Origin of the sequence: Azospirillum sp. 11R-A (genome assembly GCF_049472615.1) — a bacterium.
In the GTDB taxonomy this organism is placed as follows: domain Bacteria; phylum Pseudomonadota; class Alphaproteobacteria; order Azospirillales; family Azospirillaceae; genus Azospirillum; species Azospirillum palustre.
The window spans coordinates 128,194-147,511 of sequence record NZ_JBCEBL010000015.1 but is presented as its reverse complement, the minus strand read 5'-3'; the positions used below and the strand labels follow the sequence as shown (position 1 = coordinate 147,511).

Below are 19,318 nucleotides of genomic sequence, written 5' to 3'. Positions count from 1 at the left end.
CCGCCTTCGCGATGGAGGCGCGCGGATCAAGCCTGTGGACTACCGGCACGAGTTCTCATCCCCCTGCGCCAATAGCTAAAAAGCGGGCCACCAGATCAACAAAAGCGTGTCGTCGCACTTCAGCTTGATTCCGCCCATCCAGCGCGACGATGTCCGGGGCGCCGCCACACACCTCGTCCACCCAAGCGGCGAAACACTCTTCGAACACATCGGCGTCAAGCGCGTTGATCACGTCGTTGAGCGTGGCATGGCTGGGAACCCCGTGGGGGAATGGTGCGAAGCCGCGCAGAAAGCCGAGATGCTGACGTCCCCAGGCGGCCATCTCGACGAAATCGTCGCAGCCGCTCAAGGTGCCGCACAGCACCACCAGCAATACGTCCCGTAGCGGATACACCACTTTGCACGCTTGGCGCAGGTCCTCCAGAGCACCCAGATGCCCCAGAAGGCCGCGAACCGCTTCTTCTCCCTCCATCTAAAAATCCCTCCATGCGGAGGGTCCTATGAATCACATCCGCGGCAGTACGGGAATCCTACAAGCGCTTCCTACAAGCGATTGCCCTGCCGATTCCCCGGACGGTGCAAGGTCACTGAGCATAAGACTTTATTCTCCGCAAACACCGTGGACAAATGTCCACGGAGAATAAAGTCTTATAGTGGATGACCTTGCACCGTCTGGGGATTCGGCGCACCAACGAAAGAGGTAGCCGTACCCCGGAGGTGCCATGGCTCGCCGCCGTTACCCGTTCGACGAGGACAGGATCGCCCTCTTCCACAAGGAAGGGCGGTCCTGGAGAAATGCACCCGGCACCTTTGCCACGTCGCCTGGAAGACCCGGGTGACGACGGCTTTGATGCCGCCATGGGCATCGGAGATCAGCTGCTGGCGGCATAATCACGCCCGGAGTCCGCCCGAAAGGCGGCTCCGGGAGCCTCGGAGCGTGGAAAAGCGCTCCATCCAGACCGGAACGGGCGATGGAAACGCCATTTTGAAGCTTCAGCGAAGGCAAGGGCGCTGAAGACGCCCGTTTTTCCGCGGCCTGCTATAACGCCTTGCTGAGTGCCGGCGTGATCAAGAAGCCGCCGATGGCTGGCACAATGTGAATGCGGGCATCGTTTATTTGGCAGATGCCGGATCCAACGCGGCCTCGATCCAAGCACGCGTCTGCTCCAGAACCTCATCCGAAAGCGCCCTGTCGTCGATTGCGCGCGCAAGGATCACCGCCCCCACCATCGCAGCCCAGGATCCGATCGCCGCGCGGCGCCTGTCCTCCGCCTCGATATCCGGGAGGGCTTTCGCCACACGCTCGATTTGTGACCGCAGGCCGGCCGTCATGGCGGCGCGGGCAGCCGGCGTCTGGTGGCGGATATCCGCGACAAGGCCCGCCGTGGGACAGCCGGCGGCAGGATTGTCGCGATGCCGGGGCGCAAGATAGTCGGCAAGATAAGCCCGGAGATCGAGGCCTCTGCTGTCGCCCCTTGAGAGGGCATGGTCAATCGTCTCGGCGACAAGATCGTCCTTCGAGCTGAAATGACCGTAGAATCCGCCGTGCGTCAGACCGGCGGCCTTCATCACCTCGGACACGCTGACGGCGTCGAACCCTTTCTCGCGGAACAGTCTGCTGGCGACATCCAGGATCCGATCGCGATTCTCCGCCATCTTCTCTCGACTGACCTTCATTTCAAATTTCTCCACCGGCCCCATTGACACAATCATGATCGTCATCATAATTAGGCAATCATGACGACGATCATGATTATAGGTTTCAGCAGAGCAGAGAGCAATCCCATGGCAACCCTTCCCTCGGTCCTGGTTACCGGAGCCTCCACCGGCATCGGCGCCGTCTATGCCGACCGTTTCGCACGTCGCGGCCACGATCTTGTGCTGGTCGCGCGCAACCGGAAGCGCATGGAGGCGCTTGCCGCACGCCTGAGGCAGGAAACCGGCGTGGCGGTCGACATCGTCGAGGCCGATCTGACGCAGGCCGGCGAGCTTGCGGTGGTGGAGGCGCGGCTGCGCGACGATGCGCGCATCGGCATCCTCATCAACAATGCCGGAACCGCCATTGGCGGCAGCTTCATCGAGCAATCGACGGATGTCGTCACGCAGCTCCTCGCCCTCAACACCACAGCCATGCTGCGGCTTTGCAGCGCCGTTGCTCCCCGCTTCGCGCAGGCTGGCGAAGGTGCGATCGTCAACGTCGGCTCCGTGGTCGGATTGGCCCCTGAATTCGCCATGACCGTCTATGGCGCGACCAAGGCGTTCGCGCTGTTCCTGTCGCAGGGGCTCAGCATCGAACTCGGCCCGAAGGGCGTCTATGTCCAGGCGGTGCTTCCCGCCGCGACGCGCACCGAAATCTGGGAGCATGCCGGCGCCGACGTCAACAGCATGACCGGGGTGATGGAGGTCGATGACCTCGTCGATGCGGCGCTGGTCGGCTTCGACAGGCGCGAGACGGTCACGATTCCGCCGCTGCCCGATGTGGAGCAATGGAACACCTATCAGGCGGCGCGTCAGGCCATGCTTCCGAACACCCGTCAGGACCAGGCCGCGGCGCGCTATCGGACGGCGGACTGAGTCTTCGGGCAGCGAATTCTCCGACCGAACGCCCCAGCCGTACGAAAGGCGACCGCTCCATGAGCGACAAAACCCTCTTCGGGCCGTATGAACTCGGCCCTCTCACGCTCTCCAACCGCATCGTCATGGCGCCGCTGACCCGGAACCGCGCCGGCGCCGGCCTGGTGCCGGGGGCGTTGGCGGCAGAGTATTATGCCCAGCGCGCAAGCGCCGGCCTGATCGTCACCGAGGCCACCCAGGTCTCGGCACAGGCGCAAGGCTATCAGGACACGCCCGGCCTCTACACGCCGGAACAGATCGCGGGCTGGCGAACGGTGACCGACGCGGTCCATGCCAGGGGCGGACGCATCTTCGTCCAGTTGTGGCATGTCGGCCGGGTCAGCCATGTCGATCTGCTCGGCGGCGAGGCGCCGGTCGCGCCATCGGCAATCCGCGCGAAAACCAAGACGTTCGTGAACAACGGCTTTGCCGACGTTTCCGAACCGCGTGCACTGGACGCCGGGGAGATCCCCGCAATCGTCGACTCCTTCCGCCGGGCCGCCGCCAACGCGATCGAAGCGGGGTTCGACGGAGTCGAGGTGCATGGCGCCAACGGCTATCTGCTCGACCAGTTTCTGCGCGAGACGGCGAACGCCCGCACCGACGCCTATGGCGGCTCGGTCGAGAACCGCGCCCGCCTGCTGCTTGAGGTGACCGACGCCGTGTCGGCGCAGATCGGGGCGGATCGCACCGGCGTCCGCCTGTCGCCGGTTTCGCCGGCCAGCGGCATCGTCATCTCGGACAGCGAACAGGCGCAGTTCAATTATGTGGTCGAGCAACTGGACAAGCTCGGCATCGCCTATATCCACGTCGTCGAGGGCGCGACCGGCGGCCCGCGCGACGCCTCGCCTTTCGATTACAGCGCGCTTCGCCAACGCTTCGGCCGGACCTTCATCGCCAACAACGGCTTCGATCTGACGCTGGCCGAACAGCATCTCGCAGGCGGCAAGGCGGACCTGTTCGCTTTCGGCCGGCCGTTCATCGCCAACCCCGACCTCGTCGAGCGGCTGAAGACGGGTGCGCCGTTCAACCCCCTCGATCCGACGACCCTCTATGGCGGCGGCGCCAAGGGCTACACCGACTACCCGACCCTCGCCGATTGACGGAAATCGGGCGGCGTTTCAGCCGGGGCGCCGCCCATCGGAACCGCATCCAAGGATCCGCCCAGCATGTCGAGGTGGTCGGTACGCGGTTCGCTTATCGCCGGCTTGGGCCGTATGCAGGCATTCTTCTTCGAATGCGGCGCGAGAACTCGGGGCGTCCTGGCAGGCATTTCCAAGGTGACGGCTCTGTTCGTCAGGCCACACATTCATTTTTCGAGGTCAATCCATGAAAGCTCTCGTCTTCAAGCGCTACGGCAAATCCGCCCAACCCGAATACGCCGACATCCCACGTCCCACCATCCGTCCGGACGAAATCCTCGTTCAGGTCCATGCCGTTGGACTGAATCCCATCGACAACATCATCCCCAAGGGCACTTTCAAGCCAGTGCTCAGCTTTGAGCTTCCGGCAACCATCGGCAGCGACGTCGCCGGCGTCGTCGCGGAGGTCGGCAGCGGCGTGACACGCTTCAAGGTGGGCGATGCCGTCTTCGCCAGCGTGTTCGACCTGGGCCGGGGCACGCTTGCCGATTTCGTCGCCGTTCCGGAGCGTGTTGCGGCGTTCAAACCTGCAAAGCTCGATTTCAACGAAGCCGCCTCGATTCCGATGGTTGGCCTGACATCCTGGCAGGCACTGAAGGAACGGGCGGGCCTCAAGTGCGGGCAGAAGATTTTCATCCCGGCCGGTTCGGGCGGGATCGGCACATTCGCGATCCAACTCGCCAAATATCTCGGCGCGACTGTCGGCACAACGACCAGCACCGGGAATCTCGGACTGGTCAAAGGGCTCGGCGCGGACGAGGTCGTGGACTATAGGCAGCAGAATTTCGAAACCGTTCTGCGCGCCTACGACATGGTGCTTGGGACCGTCCGAGGGGATGGCATCGAGAAGTCGATCGGGATCCTCAAGCCAAAGGGCTCCATTGTCTCTCTGATCGGCCCCCTTGATGCCGCTTTCGCACGAGCCCGGCACATGAATCCGGTGTTCCAGGCTATTTTCTCTCTTATGAGTTGGAAAATCCGGCGCCTCGCAAAGAGAAGCGATCTTCGCTACTCCTTTTTGTTCGTTCGCCCCGACGGTGGGCAGCTGGCGGAAATCGGCGGTCTCATCGATGCAGGACATATTCGTCCGGTGATCGACAGGGTTTTTGCGTTCGATCAAGCGAAGGAGGCACTGACCTATCTCGATGGCGGGCGCGCCAAGGGTAAGGTTGTTGTCCAGCTGATCTGAGATGAAATCTGGATTTTGGCCAATTTTGCGGTGTCCGAGGCAGGATGCTGTAAAGACCGGATGAAGTTTCCCCAAAAGGGTCGGTCCGAGCTGATCCCCGTTTCCCAGACAGCTTGTCGGCATCGCCAGGCTCCGCTCAGGTTCGAGCCATGCCGCCGAGGGCGGAGCGCGGCCGGTCGGCACGGGTCCGGCTCCCGATCCAGGCGGTTCGGGAGCATGATCCCATCAGAATCTCACTTGCGGTCCAGCGGGAACAGGGCGGCGGGCAGATGCAGCAGCCGCACCGCTCCCTCGTAAAGCCGGACGATGGCCGGCGTCAGCACCCCATCGACGATGGGACGTGCCGGAATGACCAGCAGGGAAGCGGTGGCGGAGACCAGAAGCGCGCCCGCCATGTCCAGGGGGAAGTGAACGCCAAGATAGATGCGCGCCCAGGCGACACCCATCCCGAAGGCCATCATCCCCCAGCCCAGCCGCTGCCAGGACCCTCGCAGCAGCAGGCTGATCCCGATCGTCCACATGAAGGTCGCATGGTCGCTGGGGAAGGATGAATCTGCGGCATGCGGAATCAGCTGATGCCCCAACCCGATCATGAAGGGGCGCGGATGAAGCCAGAGCGCGCCAATCGCCGAGTTGACTAGCGCCGCCGTCAGCAGAGCGCAGCCGGCACCGACCAGGACGGCGCGTCCGTCCTGCCGTCCCCACACCCACAGCGCCGCGACCAGGGCCGCGACCAGCACCACCACGTCGTCCGCCAGAAAACGCGCCAGCATGAGAAGCCCGGCAGGCGGAGCGGGTGGAGCGTTCAGCAGAAGGAATAGATGTTGATTCAGAGCTTCCATAAGCGGGGTCCGATCGTTTCGATTCGATGACAGGCAGGGCAGACAGATAGGCCGTGGCGCTTGCGCCTGCCTGGGCGCGAATGGTCAGGACCGGGGCGTTCGGCTGAGTTCGGGAGAGCGATGAGGATAGCGAACGCTCCAACCGCCCCCCGATGAAGACGGTCCTCATGGCACGGCGGGCAGATCGGCACGCAGTCCGGCGGACCCGTCTCAGCTGCTCCCGCGATGGGTCAGCGTCAGCTCGACGGCACGGATCGGCTCCGGCGGCATGTCTCCGCGCATCCGTTGCAGGATCATCGATCCGGCCTGCCGGCCGAGGTCGCGGCTGTCGATGCCGATGGTGGTCAGGCCGGGCGGCAACTCCTCGGCCACGTCGTTGTGGCCGAAGCCGAGGATGGCGATGTCGTCGGGCAGGCGCATGCCCAGCCGGCGCGCCTCCAGCAGCGCGCCGGTCGCCAGCAGATCGTTGGCGCAGAACACCGCCTCGACCGCCGCGTTGCGGGACAGCAGCTCGGCGAGCGCGCGGCGGCCGTCGACCATGCTGGTGACCCTGTCGACCGACAGCTCGGCGACGATGTCGAGCCCGGCGGCGCGGGCGCCCTCGCGGAAACCGGTGAGGCGCAAAGCGCCGCGGCCGCTGCGCCGCCCGATGTAGGCGACGCGGCGATAGCCCCGCCCGGCGAAATGCTCGGCCGCCAGCCGGCCGCCGTCGATGTTCGAGAAACCGACCAGCATGTCGATGGGGTCGCGGGGATAGGCCCAGGTCTCCATGATCGGAATGCCGAGCGCCCGCAACGCCCGCCGGTTCTCCTCGATCTCGATGACGCCGGTGAACATGACCGCCGCCGGCCGCATCTCGCGCAGCGACTGGATCATCGTCGTCTCCTTGGCGTAGGAGTAGGAGGTCTGCCCGATCATCAGCTGGTAGCCCTGCGGCTCCAGCACCTCGCCGCAGCCCTGCACGGCAAGGCAGAACTGCTGGCTTTGCAGGTTGGAGACGAAGGCGGCGACGATGTTCGACTGGCCCGACCGCAGCGCGCGGGCATGCGGATTGGTGGCGTAGCCGGTGCGCTCGACGATCTCCAGGATCTTCCGGCGCTTGGCTTCGGCCACCTTCTCCGGCTGGCGCAGGGCGCGCGACACGGTGATCGGCGACACCCCGGCCAGCCGGGCGATCTCGACGATGCGCGTCGGAGCCGCTCCCCCGTCCCCGTCTGCCTCCCCAGCCGCCGACACCACCGGTTCCGCCGCCCGGAGGCGGAGGACGTCGTCGATGGTCGGCGGACGCTTCGCCGCGCTGCTCTCACTCATGTCGCCCGTCTCCTTGGCCGCCTCTCCATGCGATGCCGCCCGGTCAGGCCGCGCGCCCCAGGATGCCCGCCTCCTCCACCGGACGCGCCACCTGGATCAGGCAGTCGCCGGCCTCGCTGTCGCTGTGCAGGCGCCGCGAGATGACGATGCCCGCCTCCTGGAAGCGCAGTTCCTCCTCCGGCTGGTCGAGCCGCGTCAGGTCGTGGAACCAGCCGGCGAGATCGCCGGCGGCGACCCGCGCCCCGACATCGACCGCCGGTTCGAACCAGCCGCGCCGCAGCGCGTAGATCGCCTGCCGGTGGCTGTCAAGCTGAAGCAGTTGCATCGGCGTCGGAACCGGGGCGGGAACCGAGAGAACTGGCGCGTCGGTCAACCCGATGGCGATCAGCAGGCTGTCGATGGCGCGGGCGGTGTAGGCCATGGTCTCCGGCGTCACCGTGCCGCCGCCGCCGAACTCGCCGCTGATGCCGATGACGCCGGCCCGTGCGGCGGCGGCCATCGAGGTCGGTGCCGTGGCGCCGTTCTCCGCCACGAAGCCGTAGGGCATGCCGAGCGCCCGCATCAGCTCCAGCGCGCGGCCGAGCCGGTCGGGCGTGCCCTGCCGTTCGATCAGGGCACAGGGCAGGTGAGCCATCGAGGTGCCGCCGGAATGGATGTCGAACACCACGTCATGGCGCGGGAACAGCTCATGTTCGAGGAAATGCGCCAGCCGGAAGGTGGGCGTGCCGGCGGGGTCGCCGGGGAAGGCGCGGTTGAGGTTGCCCTCGTCCAGCGGCGACCGGCGCCGCGCCGCCATCACCGCCGGGGCGTTGACGGCCGGCAGGATCGTCACCTCGCCGCGGATGCGCGCCGGATCGAGGCGGCGGAACAGCCGGCCCAGCAGCAGTTCGCCTTCATATTCGTCGCCGTGGTTGCCTGCCATCAGCAGCACGCGCGGGCCCGTCCCGTTGCGCACGCGGCAGACCGGGACCTTCACCTGATAATAGGGGGAGCGATCCACCGAGAACGGGATGCTGAGGAAATCCAGCGACTTGCCGTCGGCGGTGAAATCGAGCGCGTGGTAGAGGCCAGTGTGCATTCCAAAAACCTTCTGGCGGAGGGGCGCTTCAGCGGCGCTTGCCTTCAGCGTTTGCCGAGGCAAGCGGCTGCCCGGCGCCCCGTCCGGTTCACCGAGGAAGCCCGCTTACAGGGCAGCCAGCGCCGTCATCTCGACGCGCAGGTCCGGGTCGGCCAGCCGCGCCTCGGTGCAGGCGCGGGCCGGCGGGTTGGCCGGATCGATCCAGGCATCGTAGACCTCGTTCATGGCGTCGAAGTCGGTGATGTGCGGCAGGAAGACGTTGACGGCGACCAGCTTGGACTTGTCGCTGCCGGCCTCCGCCAGCAGGGCGTCGATCTTGGCCAGCACGTCGCGGGTCTGCTCGTGAATGGAGCCGGTGCGGTTGTTGGCGACCTGACCCGCGATATGGACCATGCCCTGGCAGACGACGGCCTGGCTCATGCGCGAACCGACCTGGAACCTCGTGATCATCGAAAAAACCTCTCTTGGATGCCGAACGGCGGGTTACATCTGCGGAAGCGTCTGCTTTTCCTTGAACCACGTCATCTGCAGGGCGCCCAGCTTGCCGTTCAGGCGGTTGTAGAACAGGAAGGTGTTGATCCAGTTGACCAAATCCTGTTCGCCATGGCGGACGGCCACATGGGCCGGCGACTGGCGGATCAGGAACTTCAGCTCGACCTCCTTGCCGGGATTGTCCTGCGCGACCTTCAGCGCGATGGCGCTGTTCTCGGCGAAGGTGTCGACCTGCCCGGCCAGATAGGCGGCGATGGCGCCGGGGGTGTCCTCGAAGCGCACCAGCTTGGCGCCGGGGGCGTTGTCGGTCAGCCAGATGTCGAGCGTCGAGCCCTTGGCGACGCCGATGCTGCGGCCCTTCAGCCCTTCCGGATCGCTGGCGGTCGCCATCGACTTCGGCCCATAGACGCCGAGGTTGACCGCGGCATAGGGCTGGGTGAAGGTCACCTGCTGGGCGCGCTCCGGCGTGGCCCCGGCGGCGGCGATCAGCACGTCGACCTTGTTGGCGAGCAGGCTGGGAATGCGGTTGGCGCCGGTCACCTGCACCAGATCCAGCTTCACGCCCATGTCGGCGGCCATCAGCTTCGCCAGATCGATGTCGAGGCCGGCGGCCTCGCCCTTGGCGTCCTTGAAGCCCCAGGGGGCCGCGTCCATCAGAACGCCGACGCGCAGCTTGCCGGCCGACAGCACGTTCTGCAGGGCATCCGCCTTGGCGGCGGACGGCAGGGCGGCGGAGAGCGCGACGGTGGCGCAGACCGCCACGGCGGCGGCGAGGGTCCGGAAGAGTCTCACGACATTGCTCCTCTGTTCTGGTGGTTGTCCGGTCCTCGGGGGGAACCGGTGGTTGGTTCGGCGAATCGCCCGGCCGCGCCTCAGCGGACGGAGGCGATGAAGCTCTGCAGTTCGGGGGTGCGCGGGTTGGCGAAGAGCTCGGCCGGCGGCCCCTCTTCCCAGACGCGGCCCTGGTGCATGAAGACGATCTTGGAGGCGACGTTGCGGGCGAAGCCCATCTCGTGGGTGACCAGCACCATGGTCATGCCCTGGCGCGCCATGTCCTCCATCACCTTCAGCACCTCGCCGACCAGTTCGGGGTCGAGCGCCGAGGTCACCTCGTCGAACAGCATCAGGTGCGGGCGCATGGCGAGGCAGCGGGCGATGGCGACGCGCTGCTGCTGCCCGCCGGACAGCTGGGCCGGATAGGAATCGATCTTGTCGGCCAGCCCGACGCGCTCCAGCACGTCCAGCGCCAGCGCCCGGCCGTCGGCCTTGGCGATCCGCCTGTTGAGGACCGGGGCCAGCGTGATGTTGCGCTCCACCGTCATGTGCGGGAACAGGTTGAAGGCCTGGAAGACGATGCCGACGCGCTGGCGGAAGTCGCGCAGGTTCGGCATGTCGGTGCGCACCGGCTGGCCTTCCACCGTGATCTCGCCGCCGTCGATGCGCTCCAGCGCGTTGATGCAGCGGAGCAGGGTCGATTTGCCGGAGCCGGACTTGCCGATGATGGTGACGATCTCGCCTTCCTTGATGTCGAGCGACACCCCCTTGAGCACCTGGGTCGACCCATAGCTCTTGGTAACGTTTCGGATGTCAACGAGCGCCATTGAGACGGACCTCCAGGGAACGGGCCCACAGGGTGAGCGGCAGGCAGGCGGCGAAGTAGATCGCCGCGACGATCGAGTAGACCAGCAGGGGCTGGAAGGTGGCGGCGCTGACCAGCTGGCCGGCGCGGGCGAGTTCGACGAAGCCGACGATGGAGGCCAGCGAGGTGCCCTTGATCAGCTGGACGAGGAAGCCGACGGTCGGCGGCAGCGCCATGCGGAAGGCCTGCGGCGCGATGACGTAGCGGAACTGGTGCCAGGTCGACAGGCCGAGGCAGGCGGCGGCCTCCCACTGCTCGTGCTTCACCGCCTCGATGCCGCCGCGCCAGATCTCGCCGAGGAAGGAGGCGGTGTAGACGGTCATGGCGATGCCGACGGCGACCAGCGGCGGCATCTCGATGCCGAGGAAGACCGGCATGCCGAAATAGAAGAACATCAGCAGGCCGAGCAGCGGCACGCCCTGGACCAGTTGCAGGAAGGCGGTGGCGGTCCAGCGCAGCGCGCGGCTGGCGCTGGTCCGCATCAGGGCGAGCAGCAGGGCGAGCGGCGCGCCGAGGCCCAGCGCGATGAGGACGAGGACGGCCGTCCATTGCAGGGCGCTCAGCAGCGACAGGAAATCGGCGAGGGAGAAGGAACGCATGGCCGGTGTCTCCGTCAGCGCCGAACCGGCCAGCGGAAGGCGAGGTGCCCCACCGCGGCGAACAGCAGTTTGAAGGTCATCACCAGGGCGAAGTAGATGCCGCAGATCACGGCATAGACCTCGAAGCTGCGGTAGGTGCGCGTCTCGATGAAGCCGCCGGTGTGGAACAGCTCCTCCGCCGAGATCTGCGAGGCCAGCGAGGTGCCGAGCAGCAGCAGGACGAACTGGCTGGTGAAGGCGGGATAGACGCTGCGCAGGGCGGGCGGCAGCACGATGTGGCGGAACACCTGCCAGCGGGTGAGCCCCAGGCACTGGCCGGCCTCGACCTGGCTGCCGGGAATGGCGTCGAGCCCGGCGCGGACGATCTCGGTGCAGTAGGCGCCGAAATAGAGGCCGAGCGCGATGGACGCCGCCTCGAAGGCCCCCATCCGCAGGCCGAAGCCCGGCAGCACGAAGAAGACCACGAAGAGCTGGATCAGCGACGGCGTGTTGCGGATCAGCTCGACATAGCCGCGGATCGCCCAGCGCACCGGACGCGGCCCGCTGCGCACCGCCGCCGCCGCGGCGACGCCGATGGCGGTGCCGATGGCCGCGGCGACCAAGGTCAGCAGCAGCGTGTGCAGCGTGCCGTCGATCAGCTGGTCCTGATAGCGCCAGAGCTGCTGGAAATTCAATGTCTGCATGGGGATCTGGCCGCCTCGGGTCAGCCGAAGAAGGTGCGGTAGGCGCAGCGCACCCGGCCGTCGGCGCCAAGGCCGAACAGCACCCGCCAGCGGTCGATGCAGGTGCAGGGGTGCGAGATGCCGAACTCGACGATGTCGCCGACAGCAAGCTCTTGGCCGGCCGGTACGGCGACGAAAGCGTGCTGGTCGTTCAGCCGGGTCACCCGCAGGCCCTCCGCAGGCAGTGCCATGCCGTCGCGGTGGATCCGCAGCGGGCGGGGCAGATCCTGGTCGAACGAGGAATCGCGCATCCCGAAGCCGCAGATGGCCAGATCTGGCTCGGGCCGCGTCAGCACCTCCGCCCACAGGCGCAGGGCCGGGCGGAAATCGGCGGCCGTGGCGCCGCCGCAGGCGAAGCCCTTCCGGGCGTCGAGCGCGCCGAGCGCGCGCTCGTAGGTGCCGTGGTCATGGAAGAAGATGGCGCCGCTGCGCAGCACCAGCGTGGCGTTGCCGTCGGCTTTCGCGACCGGGGTCAGAGCGGCGACCACCATGTCGAAGAAGGCCGATCCGCCGGCGGTGAGCATCAGCGGCCGGTCCGGCGCCAGCGCGCGCACCAGGGCGAAGGCCTCCGCCGTCCGTTCCATCAGGGCGGCGATGTTGGCGGCGGTCTGGGCCGGGTCGGAGGTCGCGACCGCCCCCTCATAGGTGGCGACGCCGTCGAGCACCAGCAGGCCGGGATGTCCGCGGACCGCGGCGAGGATCGCCTCCACCGCCGCGCGGTCGCGGGCGCCGCCGCGGCCGGCGCCGACCTCGACCAGAACGGCCAGCGGACGGCCGGAGGTCCGGGCAGCGGCGGCCAGCGTCTCGACCGCCGCCGGGGAGTCGGCGAAGGCGCGCAGGTCGGCGTCGGGGTGGGCGGCCAGCAGCGCGCCCAGCCGCCTGCCGCTGGCGATGCCGCCGATCTCGTTGCCGAGGATCAGCCGGGTCACGCCCGCGCGCAGCAGCACGGCGGCCTGCTGCAGATTGGCGACGGTGGCGCCCCAGGCCCCGGCCTCCACCAGTGCGGCGGCGATCTGCGGCGCCATCGGCGTCTTGGCATGCGGGGCGAGCGCCACACCGTGGTGCCGCGCATAGGCAAGGATCAGGTCGCGGTTGGCGGCGAAGGCGTCCTCGTCGAGCGTCAGAACCGGCAGCGCCATGTCACCGGCAGCCGGCCGCCAGCCCTGGGCGCCGACGTCCCGCAGCCGCAGCGGCGCCGTTCCCGGCGGCACCCCACGGATGCTGTCGTCCAAACTGCTGTCGAGCAGGGCGTCGAGAAACATGCTCATGGGCGGCAATCCTGATCAGCCTGTTGGGGACGAAGCGTCGAACGTCCGATGACAACGTTATCATATTGCAGGCCCGTTGCAATGACAACGTTGTCATCATGCCTTCGGAAAGAATCTGGCTCATCGGCTTTTGAAAAACGGCCGCGACCTTCTAGGCTGATCCGAACCACGACCGGGGACCGCCGCCTTGCTGATCGCCCATCTGTCCGATCCCCACATCCGCCCGCGGGGCGAGCTGTACCAGGGTCTGGTCGACTCGAATGCGATGTTCGACGCGGCCGTCCGTCAGCTGAACGCGCTCGATCCCGCGCCCGACCTTGTGATCGTCACCGGCGATATCGTCGACCGCGGCACGGCGGCCGAGTATGCGCAGGCGCGCGCCGCTCTGCGGTCCATCCGCCAGCCCGTCCTGCTGCTGCCGGGCAATCACGATGACCGGGACGCCTTCCGGACCGCCTTCGCCGATCACTCCCACCTGCCGGCAACGGGGCCTCTCCACTTCGCCGTGGGCGACAAGGGGCCGCTGCGCATCGTCGGCCTCGATGTGACCGTTCCCGGCGAGCATCATGGGGAGGCCAGCGATGAAGCCTGCGCCTGGCTCGCGGCGCGCCTGTCGGAGGAGCCGGAGCGGCCGACGCTCGTCATGCTGCATCAGCCACCCCTTGAAAGCGGCATTGCCTGCATCGACGCGTACAAGTGCCGGAACGGCGTGGGTCTGGCGGCGGTGCTGGCCGCCCATCCCCAGGTCGAGCGGCTTCTGTGCGGCCATGTCCACCGCTTCATGCTGGCCCGCTTCGCCGGGACGGTGCTGGTCACGGCCCCCAGCACGACGACGGCCATCGCGCTGCGGCTCGCGCCGGATGCCGACCCGGCCTCCTACGTCGAGCCGCCGGCCTTCCTGCTTCACCGCTGGCAGGAGGGCGCAGGGCTGGTCACCCATCTCGTGCCCGTCGGCGATTTTCCCGGCCCCCTCCCGTTCTTTTGAAAATAGACAGCACGCTTTAAAGCCTCGCGCTCCGGTCGATCTCCTGGCGCAGGGTCAGCGCCAGATCCTCGATCCGGTAGGGCTTCGACAGCACGGGGAAGCCTTTCAGCGCGGCGCGGTCCTCGCTGTAGCCGGTGGTCAGCACCACCGCCAGCCGGGGCAGCAGGACCCGCGCTGCCGCCGCCAGGGCCGCGCCGTCGATCTCGCCCGGCATCACCACGTCGGTGAACAGCAGATCCGGCCTTTCCCCGTCCCGCAACAGGCGCAACGCCTCTTCCCCGGTCGTGGCGCGGCTGACCTGATACCCAATCTCCTCCAGGGCCGCGACGATCACCAGCGCCACCACCGGGTCGTCCTCGACCAGCAGCACGCTGGCGCCGCCGCCATCGACCATGGCCCGCTGGACATCGACCGCCGCCACAGGCATCGTCTCGGCGCGCGGCAGCAGCAGCGTCACCTTGGTGCCCTGCCCCTCCACGCTGTCGACGGTCGCGATTCCGCCGGATTGCCGGCAGAAGCCGTAGACCTGCGCCAGACCCAGCCCGGTGCCCTGCCCCACCGGCTTGGTGGTGAAGAAGGGCTCGAAGATCCGCTCCAGCATTGCCGGGGCCATGCCATGGCCGCTGTCCCGCACCCAGATCCGGACGAAGGAGCCGTGCAGGCCATGCTCGCCGCACTGCTCGACGTTGCCGGCACCGATCATCAGCCGGCCGGCTCCGGCGATGGCGTCGCGGGCGTTGGTGGCGAGATTCAGGATCGCAAGTTCGAACTGCACCGGGTCGGCCATCGCCGGCCACAACCCGCCCTCCAGATCGAATTCCAGCCGGATGTCCGCGCGCAACGCCCGGTCGAGGAAACTGCGCATCCCCAGCAGGCGGTCGCGGATGTCGAAGGCTTCGGGTTCGAGGCTCTGACGGCGCGAGAAGGCCATCAGCTGCCGGATCATGCTGGCGCCGCGGTCCACCGCCTGATGGCCGGACTCCAGGACCTTCTGCACCCCGGCGACATGGCCGGCGCGCCGCCCGACCAGCTGAAGGCAGCCCGACATCGCCTGGAGCAGATTGTTGAAATCATGCGCCATGCCGCCGGTCAGCTGGCCGACCGCCTCCATCTTCTGCGCCTGCCGCAGCTTCTCCTCGGCCTGCATCAGCTCGGCCGTGCGTTCGGCGACGCGCTGCTCCAGGGTGTCGTTGAGGGAGCGCAGTTCCGCAATCGCCCGGTCGCGCTCCGCGACGATGGTGCGCCGCTCCTCCACGTCGATCAGCACGCCGGGAAAGCCCCGCGGCGTCCCGTCGGCATCCAGATCGACCCGCCCGTTGGCCTCGATCCAGTAATAGCGCCCGTCATGCCGGCGGACGCGATACTGATGGGCATAGCGGCCGCCCCGCGCGATGGCCTCGCCCATCGCCTCGGCCAGACCGGCTCGGTCGTCCGGATGGACGGTCTCGACCACCTGCGCCAGACTGATGCCGTCGCGTCCGAGCGCCGGATCGAGCCCGAAGGTCGCGGCGAACGCCTCGTCGACCGTGAAGCGGTCGGTCGGGAGGTCCCAGAACCATGTGCCGATGATCGCACCGGCGGACAGGGCCAGCTGGACCCGCTCGGCATCGGTGCGGGCGGTCTCCAGGGCGCGCTTGCGATGGTCGATGTCTTCGAGCATGGCGATGGCGCCGCTGACCTGTCCGGCGCCGTCCGTCAGCGGCACGCTGCTGACGGCGAACCAGCACTCGGTCCCATCCATCTTCCGGTGGAGGAATTCGATGCCCGGCGAGACCACCTCGCCGCGCAGGGCGCGTGCGGCGGGATAGCGGCTGGGCGGAAGGCGCTCTCCGTCCGCGTCGAAGCTGCGCCAGCGGTCGGCTTCTTCCCGGTTCGTCATTCTGGACGGGACAGGTTCATCGGGCAGAAGTTCGCGATAGAGCGGGCTGGACAACAGCGCCCGCCCATCGCCATCGAGCAGGCACACTCCGACCGGAAGGTGCTGGATGAGGGTGGAGAAGCGGTTGCCGGCTTCGGTGCGGGCGGCCACCTCCTGCTCCAGCGCCACGTTGCGCGCCCGCAGCTCCGCCTCGACGGCGTCGCGCTGCCGGGCCGCGATGACCCCTGCCGTCGTTTCCGTCGCGATGTCGAGCATGCCGACGACCCGTCCGCCGTCGCGCAGCGGGCTGTAGGCGAAGGTCCACCACGTGTCCTCCTCGCAGCCGTTGCGGGTCATCACGAGGTGCATGTCGGTGAAGCTTACCGCCTCGCCCTCCAGCACGCGCGCGATGAGCGGGCCGATCGTGTCCCACACCTCGGACCAGACGGCGGCAATCGGCTGCCCCAGCGCCGCCGGGTGGCGCTTTCCCAGAAAGGGAACATAGGCGGCGTTGTAGAGCAGCGTCTGTTCCGGTCCCCAGGTCGCGCACATGGCGAAGGGGGATGCGAGCATCATCGTGAAGATCGCATCGAGGGCAGGACTCCAGCCCTCACGCGGTCCGAGCGGGGTTGCGCTCCAATCGCACGCCTCGAGGTCCGGCAGGGTGGCGCTCATGCGGTCACTGACCCTCTGCCCTGCCTGCGCGAGTGGCTTTCAGCCGGCAATCGTCCGGCAACGGCTCGATGTTCGGGACCGGGCGGGACTGGAACAGTCTTCCGTTGAGGCATGCCTGTTTATAGACGGTGGGACTGTCCCGGACAAGGTCGGCTCACGCCCCGGGGAAGACGCCGGCAACCGGCTTTTTCGGGTGGAGGCGTCCATTCGCTCGCCTTCGCGACAGCCTGGCTTCAATCCTGGCCGCGCGAGACGCGAAACCAATGCTCGGCATACTGCCGGCAAAGTTCCGCTTCCACACTGTCGCCGGTGCGTTCGGCATCGGTGGCGCGGGCGAGCCACTGGGTCTGTTTTTGCACCGCCGATCCGTTCACACGGGCGGGTGCCGGGCGGACCCCGGTCGATGCGCCGGTGTTGGAGCGGGACTTGCTGAAGTTCGGTCGCGGCACTGGTACGCGGGGCCTGGAGGGTGGCATGGGGCTTACGGACTTCCTTCGAGGAGACGGGAGGGGCATCCTCCGGTCCGGCAGAGTCTACCCTCCCCATCGCCGCGATGCGCGGAAATTCTGTAGCGCCGTGCCGCCCTTTGACGGACGGCCATATTCGCGTCAGCATGCGGACCGGCGGCGATGTGTGGCGGTGCGAAGCGACCGGACCCGGCGCACCCCCTCAACCGTCCCCCTCAACCGACATGGATGGGACCGACGCCGTGCCGATCCGCAGACTGGACCTGAATCTCCTTCGGGTGTTCGAAGCCGTCATGCAGCATCGCAGCGTGATCGGCGCCAGCAGGGAATTGCGGATCACGCCCTCGGCGGTCAGCCACGCGCTCGCCCGGCTGCGTCAGTCGCTGGAGGACGATCTGTTCGTCCCCGGCACCTCCGGGATGGAACCGACCGCCCGCGCCCTCCAGCTGTCGTCCGGCATCGCCGATGGCCTGGGACGGATCGCCGACGCGATGAGCACGAAGGCCTTCGTCCCGTCCGAGGCGGTGCGGACCTTCCGCATCGCCGCAACCGACTATGCGGCGGTGATCGTCCTGCCGCGCATCGTCGCGCGGATCGCTCCGCTGGCGCCGCAGATCGATCTGCGGGTCTTCCCTGTCAACCGCATGGACGTCGTCCGTCAACTCGACGACGGCCGGGTCGATTTCGTGATCGGCTGGTTTGCCGACCTGCCGGACCGCATGCGCCGCACCACGCTTCTCCAGGAATCGGAAGCCGTGGTGGTCCGCCGCGGACATCCGCTGGCCGCCGGGCCGGTGACGCGGGAGCGCCTGTTCGAGTTTCCCCATGTCGTCGTGGAGTTGACCGGCAGCGAAGAGGGGGCGACCGACGGGTTCATCGACGACCGCGGTGTATCCCGGCGGGTCTGGGTCGAACGGCTGATCCTCGAAGCGGCCGACAGCGACAGGGGTCTGACCGGGCGGGTGGCCGTCTCGGTCCCGCATTATGCCGCCGTCCCTCCGTTGCTGCAGGTCAGCGACATGGTGGCGACCCTGCCGAGGCTCCTGGCCCTCCGGGCCGTGGAACAGTCCGGCCTGGCGATTCTCGACCTTCCCTATGAACCGCAGCGGGTGAACCTGGACATGATCCGGCACCAGCGTGCCGAGCGTGATCCCGGCGCCTGCTGGCTGATCCGGCAGATTGCCGCCGCGATGGCCGACCCGGACACACTGAACGTCGTTCATCATGGCGCTGTATAAACTTCATTTGCCGGATCCGGGAATTTCAAAGTAGCTATTCGACACCGGAAGCGCCTCTTCATCGTTGAAGCCGGAATATGCTCGTCAGCCGCCAATGAATGACGGCGATCCATTGGTGCGGGTTCGCGCTGTATTCTCACCGGATACATCGGCCCATTGAACACACAGGGAAACGGGACCGGCGTCTGGTCCGGGACAGGTTGGGGGCAGGCTGGGGGATGACCGGAATGAGGGCTCTTCGCTGGATGATCGGGATTACCGCCATCGCGGCGCTCGGCACGACCCTGTGGTTTGCGACACGGCCGCCGCCGCTGACCGTCCAGGGGGAGGTGTCGGCCGACCGGGTCGACATCAGCCCCCGCGTTTCCGGCCGCGTCGCCAGACTGGGCGCCGACACCGGGGACAGGGTGGCGCGCGGGACCGTGCTGGTCGAACTGGAAAGCCCGCAGCTGGTGGCGGCGCTGTCCGCCGCCCAGGCGGCGCTCGGCGTGGCCAGGGCCGACCTCGACCGGGTCAATAGCACGCGGGCCGAGACCATCACCGCGAGACGGGCCGATCTGGCCTCGGCGGAGGCCGACGTCACCCTCTATCAGGACAATTACGGCCGGCAGGCCCAGCTCATCCGCTCGGGCAACACCCCGCAGGCCCGGCTCGACGAGGCGGCGCGCAATCTGGAGGCCGCCGTCCGCAAGCGTGAATCGGCAGAGGCCGCCCTGCATCTCGCCGTCACCGGCGCCAGCCCGGAGGAGCGCGCCCTCGCCGCCGCCCAGGTCAAGCAGGCGGAGGCCGCCCTTCGCCAGCGCTCCGTCGATGTGGAGGAGCTGGTCGTCCGCGCGCCGATGGATGGCCAGATCACCACCAGGGTGGCCGAGCCGGGCGAGAATTTCAGCGCCGGCGCGCCGCTGTTCTCCATGGTGGACATCGCCCGCCCCTGGTTCACCTTCAACCTGCGCGAAGATCTGCTGGCCGGGCTCAGCGTCGGCGACGGTTTCCGGGTCACCGTTCCTGCCCTCGGCTCGGCGGAGATCCAGGTGCGGGTGACGACGATCAACGTCCAGGGGCAATACGCGACGTGGCGGGCGACCCGCGCCACCGGCGATTTCGATCTGCGGACCTTCGAGGTCCGGGCCGTGCCGGCCGAGCCGGTGGAGGGATTGCGGCCGGGAATGAGCGCCATCTGGGTCCGGCAGGAGCGTTGAG

The 19,318-nt window shown here is 67.7% G+C and carries 19 protein-coding genes and 1 pseudogene; 6 read left to right on the top strand and 14 right to left on the bottom strand.

Annotated features, from left to right (window positions below):
• Nucleotides 1–55 precede the first annotated feature (55 nt).
• The 3 genes and pseudogenes from VH569_RS20395 to VH569_RS20385 all read right to left on the bottom strand — a co-directional run bounded on the left by VH569_RS20395 (nt 56) and on the right by VH569_RS20385 (nt 1,725).
• Entirely contained in the window at nt 56–472 is a 417-nt protein-coding gene (locus VH569_RS20395; protein WP_423317411.1) for an ISAs1 family transposase, read from the bottom strand.
• A 305-nt stretch (nt 473–777) separates the two neighbouring features.
• Nucleotides 778–876: pseudogene (locus VH569_RS20390) on the bottom strand (transposase); the annotation flags it as partial.
• Between the two features lie 237 nt (nt 877–1,113).
• Entirely contained in the window at nt 1,114–1,725 is a 612-nt protein-coding gene (locus tag VH569_RS20385) for a TetR/AcrR family transcriptional regulator (RefSeq protein ID WP_423317409.1), read from the bottom strand.
• Nucleotides 1,726–1,737: 12 nt separating this feature from the next.
• Between VH569_RS20385 and VH569_RS20380 the strand changes: the two genes are divergently transcribed.
• From VH569_RS20380 to VH569_RS20370, 3 genes are all read left to right on the top strand, one after another.
• The gene (locus tag VH569_RS20380; RefSeq protein ID WP_423317407.1) at nt 1,738–2,574 is read left to right on the top strand and encodes an SDR family NAD(P)-dependent oxidoreductase; all 837 of its coding nucleotides are present in this window, start codon (nt 1,738–1,740) and stop codon (nt 2,572–2,574) included.
• A 59-nt stretch (nt 2,575–2,633) separates the two neighbouring features.
• Nucleotides 2,634–3,716, top strand: coding sequence for an alkene reductase (locus tag VH569_RS20375; RefSeq protein WP_423317405.1), 1,083 nt, complete (start codon nt 2,634–2,636; stop codon nt 3,714–3,716).
• Between the two features lie 226 nt (nt 3,717–3,942).
• On the top strand, nt 3,943–4,944 hold the full coding sequence (locus tag VH569_RS20370; protein WP_423317403.1) for an NADP-dependent oxidoreductase: 1,002 nt from the start codon (nt 3,943–3,945) through the stop codon (nt 4,942–4,944).
• A gap of 233 nt (nt 4,945–5,177) precedes the next feature.
• Here VH569_RS20370 and VH569_RS20365 read toward each other — a convergent pair whose 3' ends face one another.
• From VH569_RS20365 to VH569_RS20325, 9 genes are all read right to left on the bottom strand, one after another.
• Nucleotides 5,178–5,717: an undecaprenyl-diphosphatase gene (locus VH569_RS20365; RefSeq protein ID WP_423317402.1), complete on the bottom strand. Its 540-nt coding sequence runs from the start codon at nt 5,715–5,717 to the stop codon at nt 5,178–5,180.
• Nucleotides 5,718–5,996: 279 nt separating this feature from the next.
• Entirely contained in the window at nt 5,997–7,097 is a 1,101-nt protein-coding gene (locus tag VH569_RS20360; protein ID WP_423317400.1) for a LacI family DNA-binding transcriptional regulator, read from the bottom strand.
• A gap of 43 nt (nt 7,098–7,140) precedes the next feature.
• On the bottom strand, nt 7,141–8,175 hold the full coding sequence (locus VH569_RS20355) for a deacylase (RefSeq protein WP_423317398.1): 1,035 nt from the start codon (nt 8,173–8,175) through the stop codon (nt 7,141–7,143).
• Nucleotides 8,176–8,280: 105 nt separating this feature from the next.
• Nucleotides 8,281–8,625 (bottom strand): RidA family protein, encoded by a 345-nt coding sequence (locus tag VH569_RS20350; protein ID WP_098737421.1) that lies wholly within the window; start codon nt 8,623–8,625, stop codon nt 8,281–8,283.
• 33 nt (nt 8,626–8,658) lie between these two features.
• A complete protein-coding gene (locus VH569_RS20345; RefSeq protein ID WP_423317396.1) occupies nt 8,659–9,459 on the bottom strand; it encodes a transporter substrate-binding domain-containing protein in 801 nt (266 codons plus the stop codon).
• Nucleotides 9,460–9,539: 80 nt separating this feature from the next.
• Nucleotides 9,540–10,268, bottom strand: coding sequence for an amino acid ABC transporter ATP-binding protein (locus tag VH569_RS20340; protein WP_423317394.1), 729 nt, complete (start codon nt 10,266–10,268; stop codon nt 9,540–9,542).
• The gene (locus VH569_RS20335; protein ID WP_174475026.1) at nt 10,255–10,905 is read right to left on the bottom strand and encodes an amino acid ABC transporter permease; all 651 of its coding nucleotides are present in this window, start codon (nt 10,903–10,905) and stop codon (nt 10,255–10,257) included. The genes VH569_RS20340 and VH569_RS20335 overlap by 14 nt, the downstream gene beginning before the upstream one ends.
• A gap of 14 nt (nt 10,906–10,919) precedes the next feature.
• Nucleotides 10,920–11,588 (bottom strand): amino acid ABC transporter permease, encoded by a 669-nt coding sequence (locus VH569_RS20330; RefSeq protein WP_174475027.1) that lies wholly within the window; start codon nt 11,586–11,588, stop codon nt 10,920–10,922.
• Between the two features lie 20 nt (nt 11,589–11,608).
• Nucleotides 11,609–12,895, bottom strand: a complete 1,287-nt coding sequence (locus VH569_RS20325) for an alanine racemase (protein ID WP_423317392.1) — start codon at nt 12,893–12,895, stop codon at nt 11,609–11,611.
• Between the two features lie 187 nt (nt 12,896–13,082).
• On the opposite strand from VH569_RS20325, the gene VH569_RS20320 reads away from it, so the two are divergent.
• The gene (locus VH569_RS20320; RefSeq protein WP_423317390.1) at nt 13,083–13,880 is read left to right on the top strand and encodes a phosphodiesterase; all 798 of its coding nucleotides are present in this window, start codon (nt 13,083–13,085) and stop codon (nt 13,878–13,880) included.
• A gap of 16 nt (nt 13,881–13,896) precedes the next feature.
• Here the strand turns inward: VH569_RS20320 and VH569_RS20315 are convergent, their stop codons facing one another.
• Both VH569_RS20315 and VH569_RS20310 read right to left on the bottom strand, forming a co-directional pair.
• Nucleotides 13,897–16,413 (bottom strand): PAS domain S-box protein, encoded by a 2,517-nt coding sequence (locus VH569_RS20315; RefSeq protein ID WP_423317388.1) that lies wholly within the window; start codon nt 16,411–16,413, stop codon nt 13,897–13,899.
• 233 nt (nt 16,414–16,646) lie between these two features.
• Nucleotides 16,647–16,889, bottom strand: coding sequence for a DUF4167 domain-containing protein (locus VH569_RS20310; RefSeq protein WP_109046895.1), 243 nt, complete (start codon nt 16,887–16,889; stop codon nt 16,647–16,649).
• Nucleotides 16,890–17,122: 233 nt separating this feature from the next.
• On the opposite strand from VH569_RS20310, the gene VH569_RS20305 reads away from it, so the two are divergent.
• Together VH569_RS20305 and VH569_RS20300 are read left to right on the top strand one after the other, a co-directional pair.
• Nucleotides 17,123–18,118, top strand: coding sequence for a LysR family transcriptional regulator (locus tag VH569_RS20305; protein WP_423317385.1), 996 nt, complete (start codon nt 17,123–17,125; stop codon nt 18,116–18,118).
• 227 nt (nt 18,119–18,345) lie between these two features.
• Nucleotides 18,346–19,317, top strand: a complete 972-nt coding sequence (locus VH569_RS20300) for an HlyD family secretion protein (protein ID WP_423317383.1) — start codon at nt 18,346–18,348, stop codon at nt 19,315–19,317.
• The last annotated feature ends 1 nt before the right edge of the window (nt 19,318 follow it).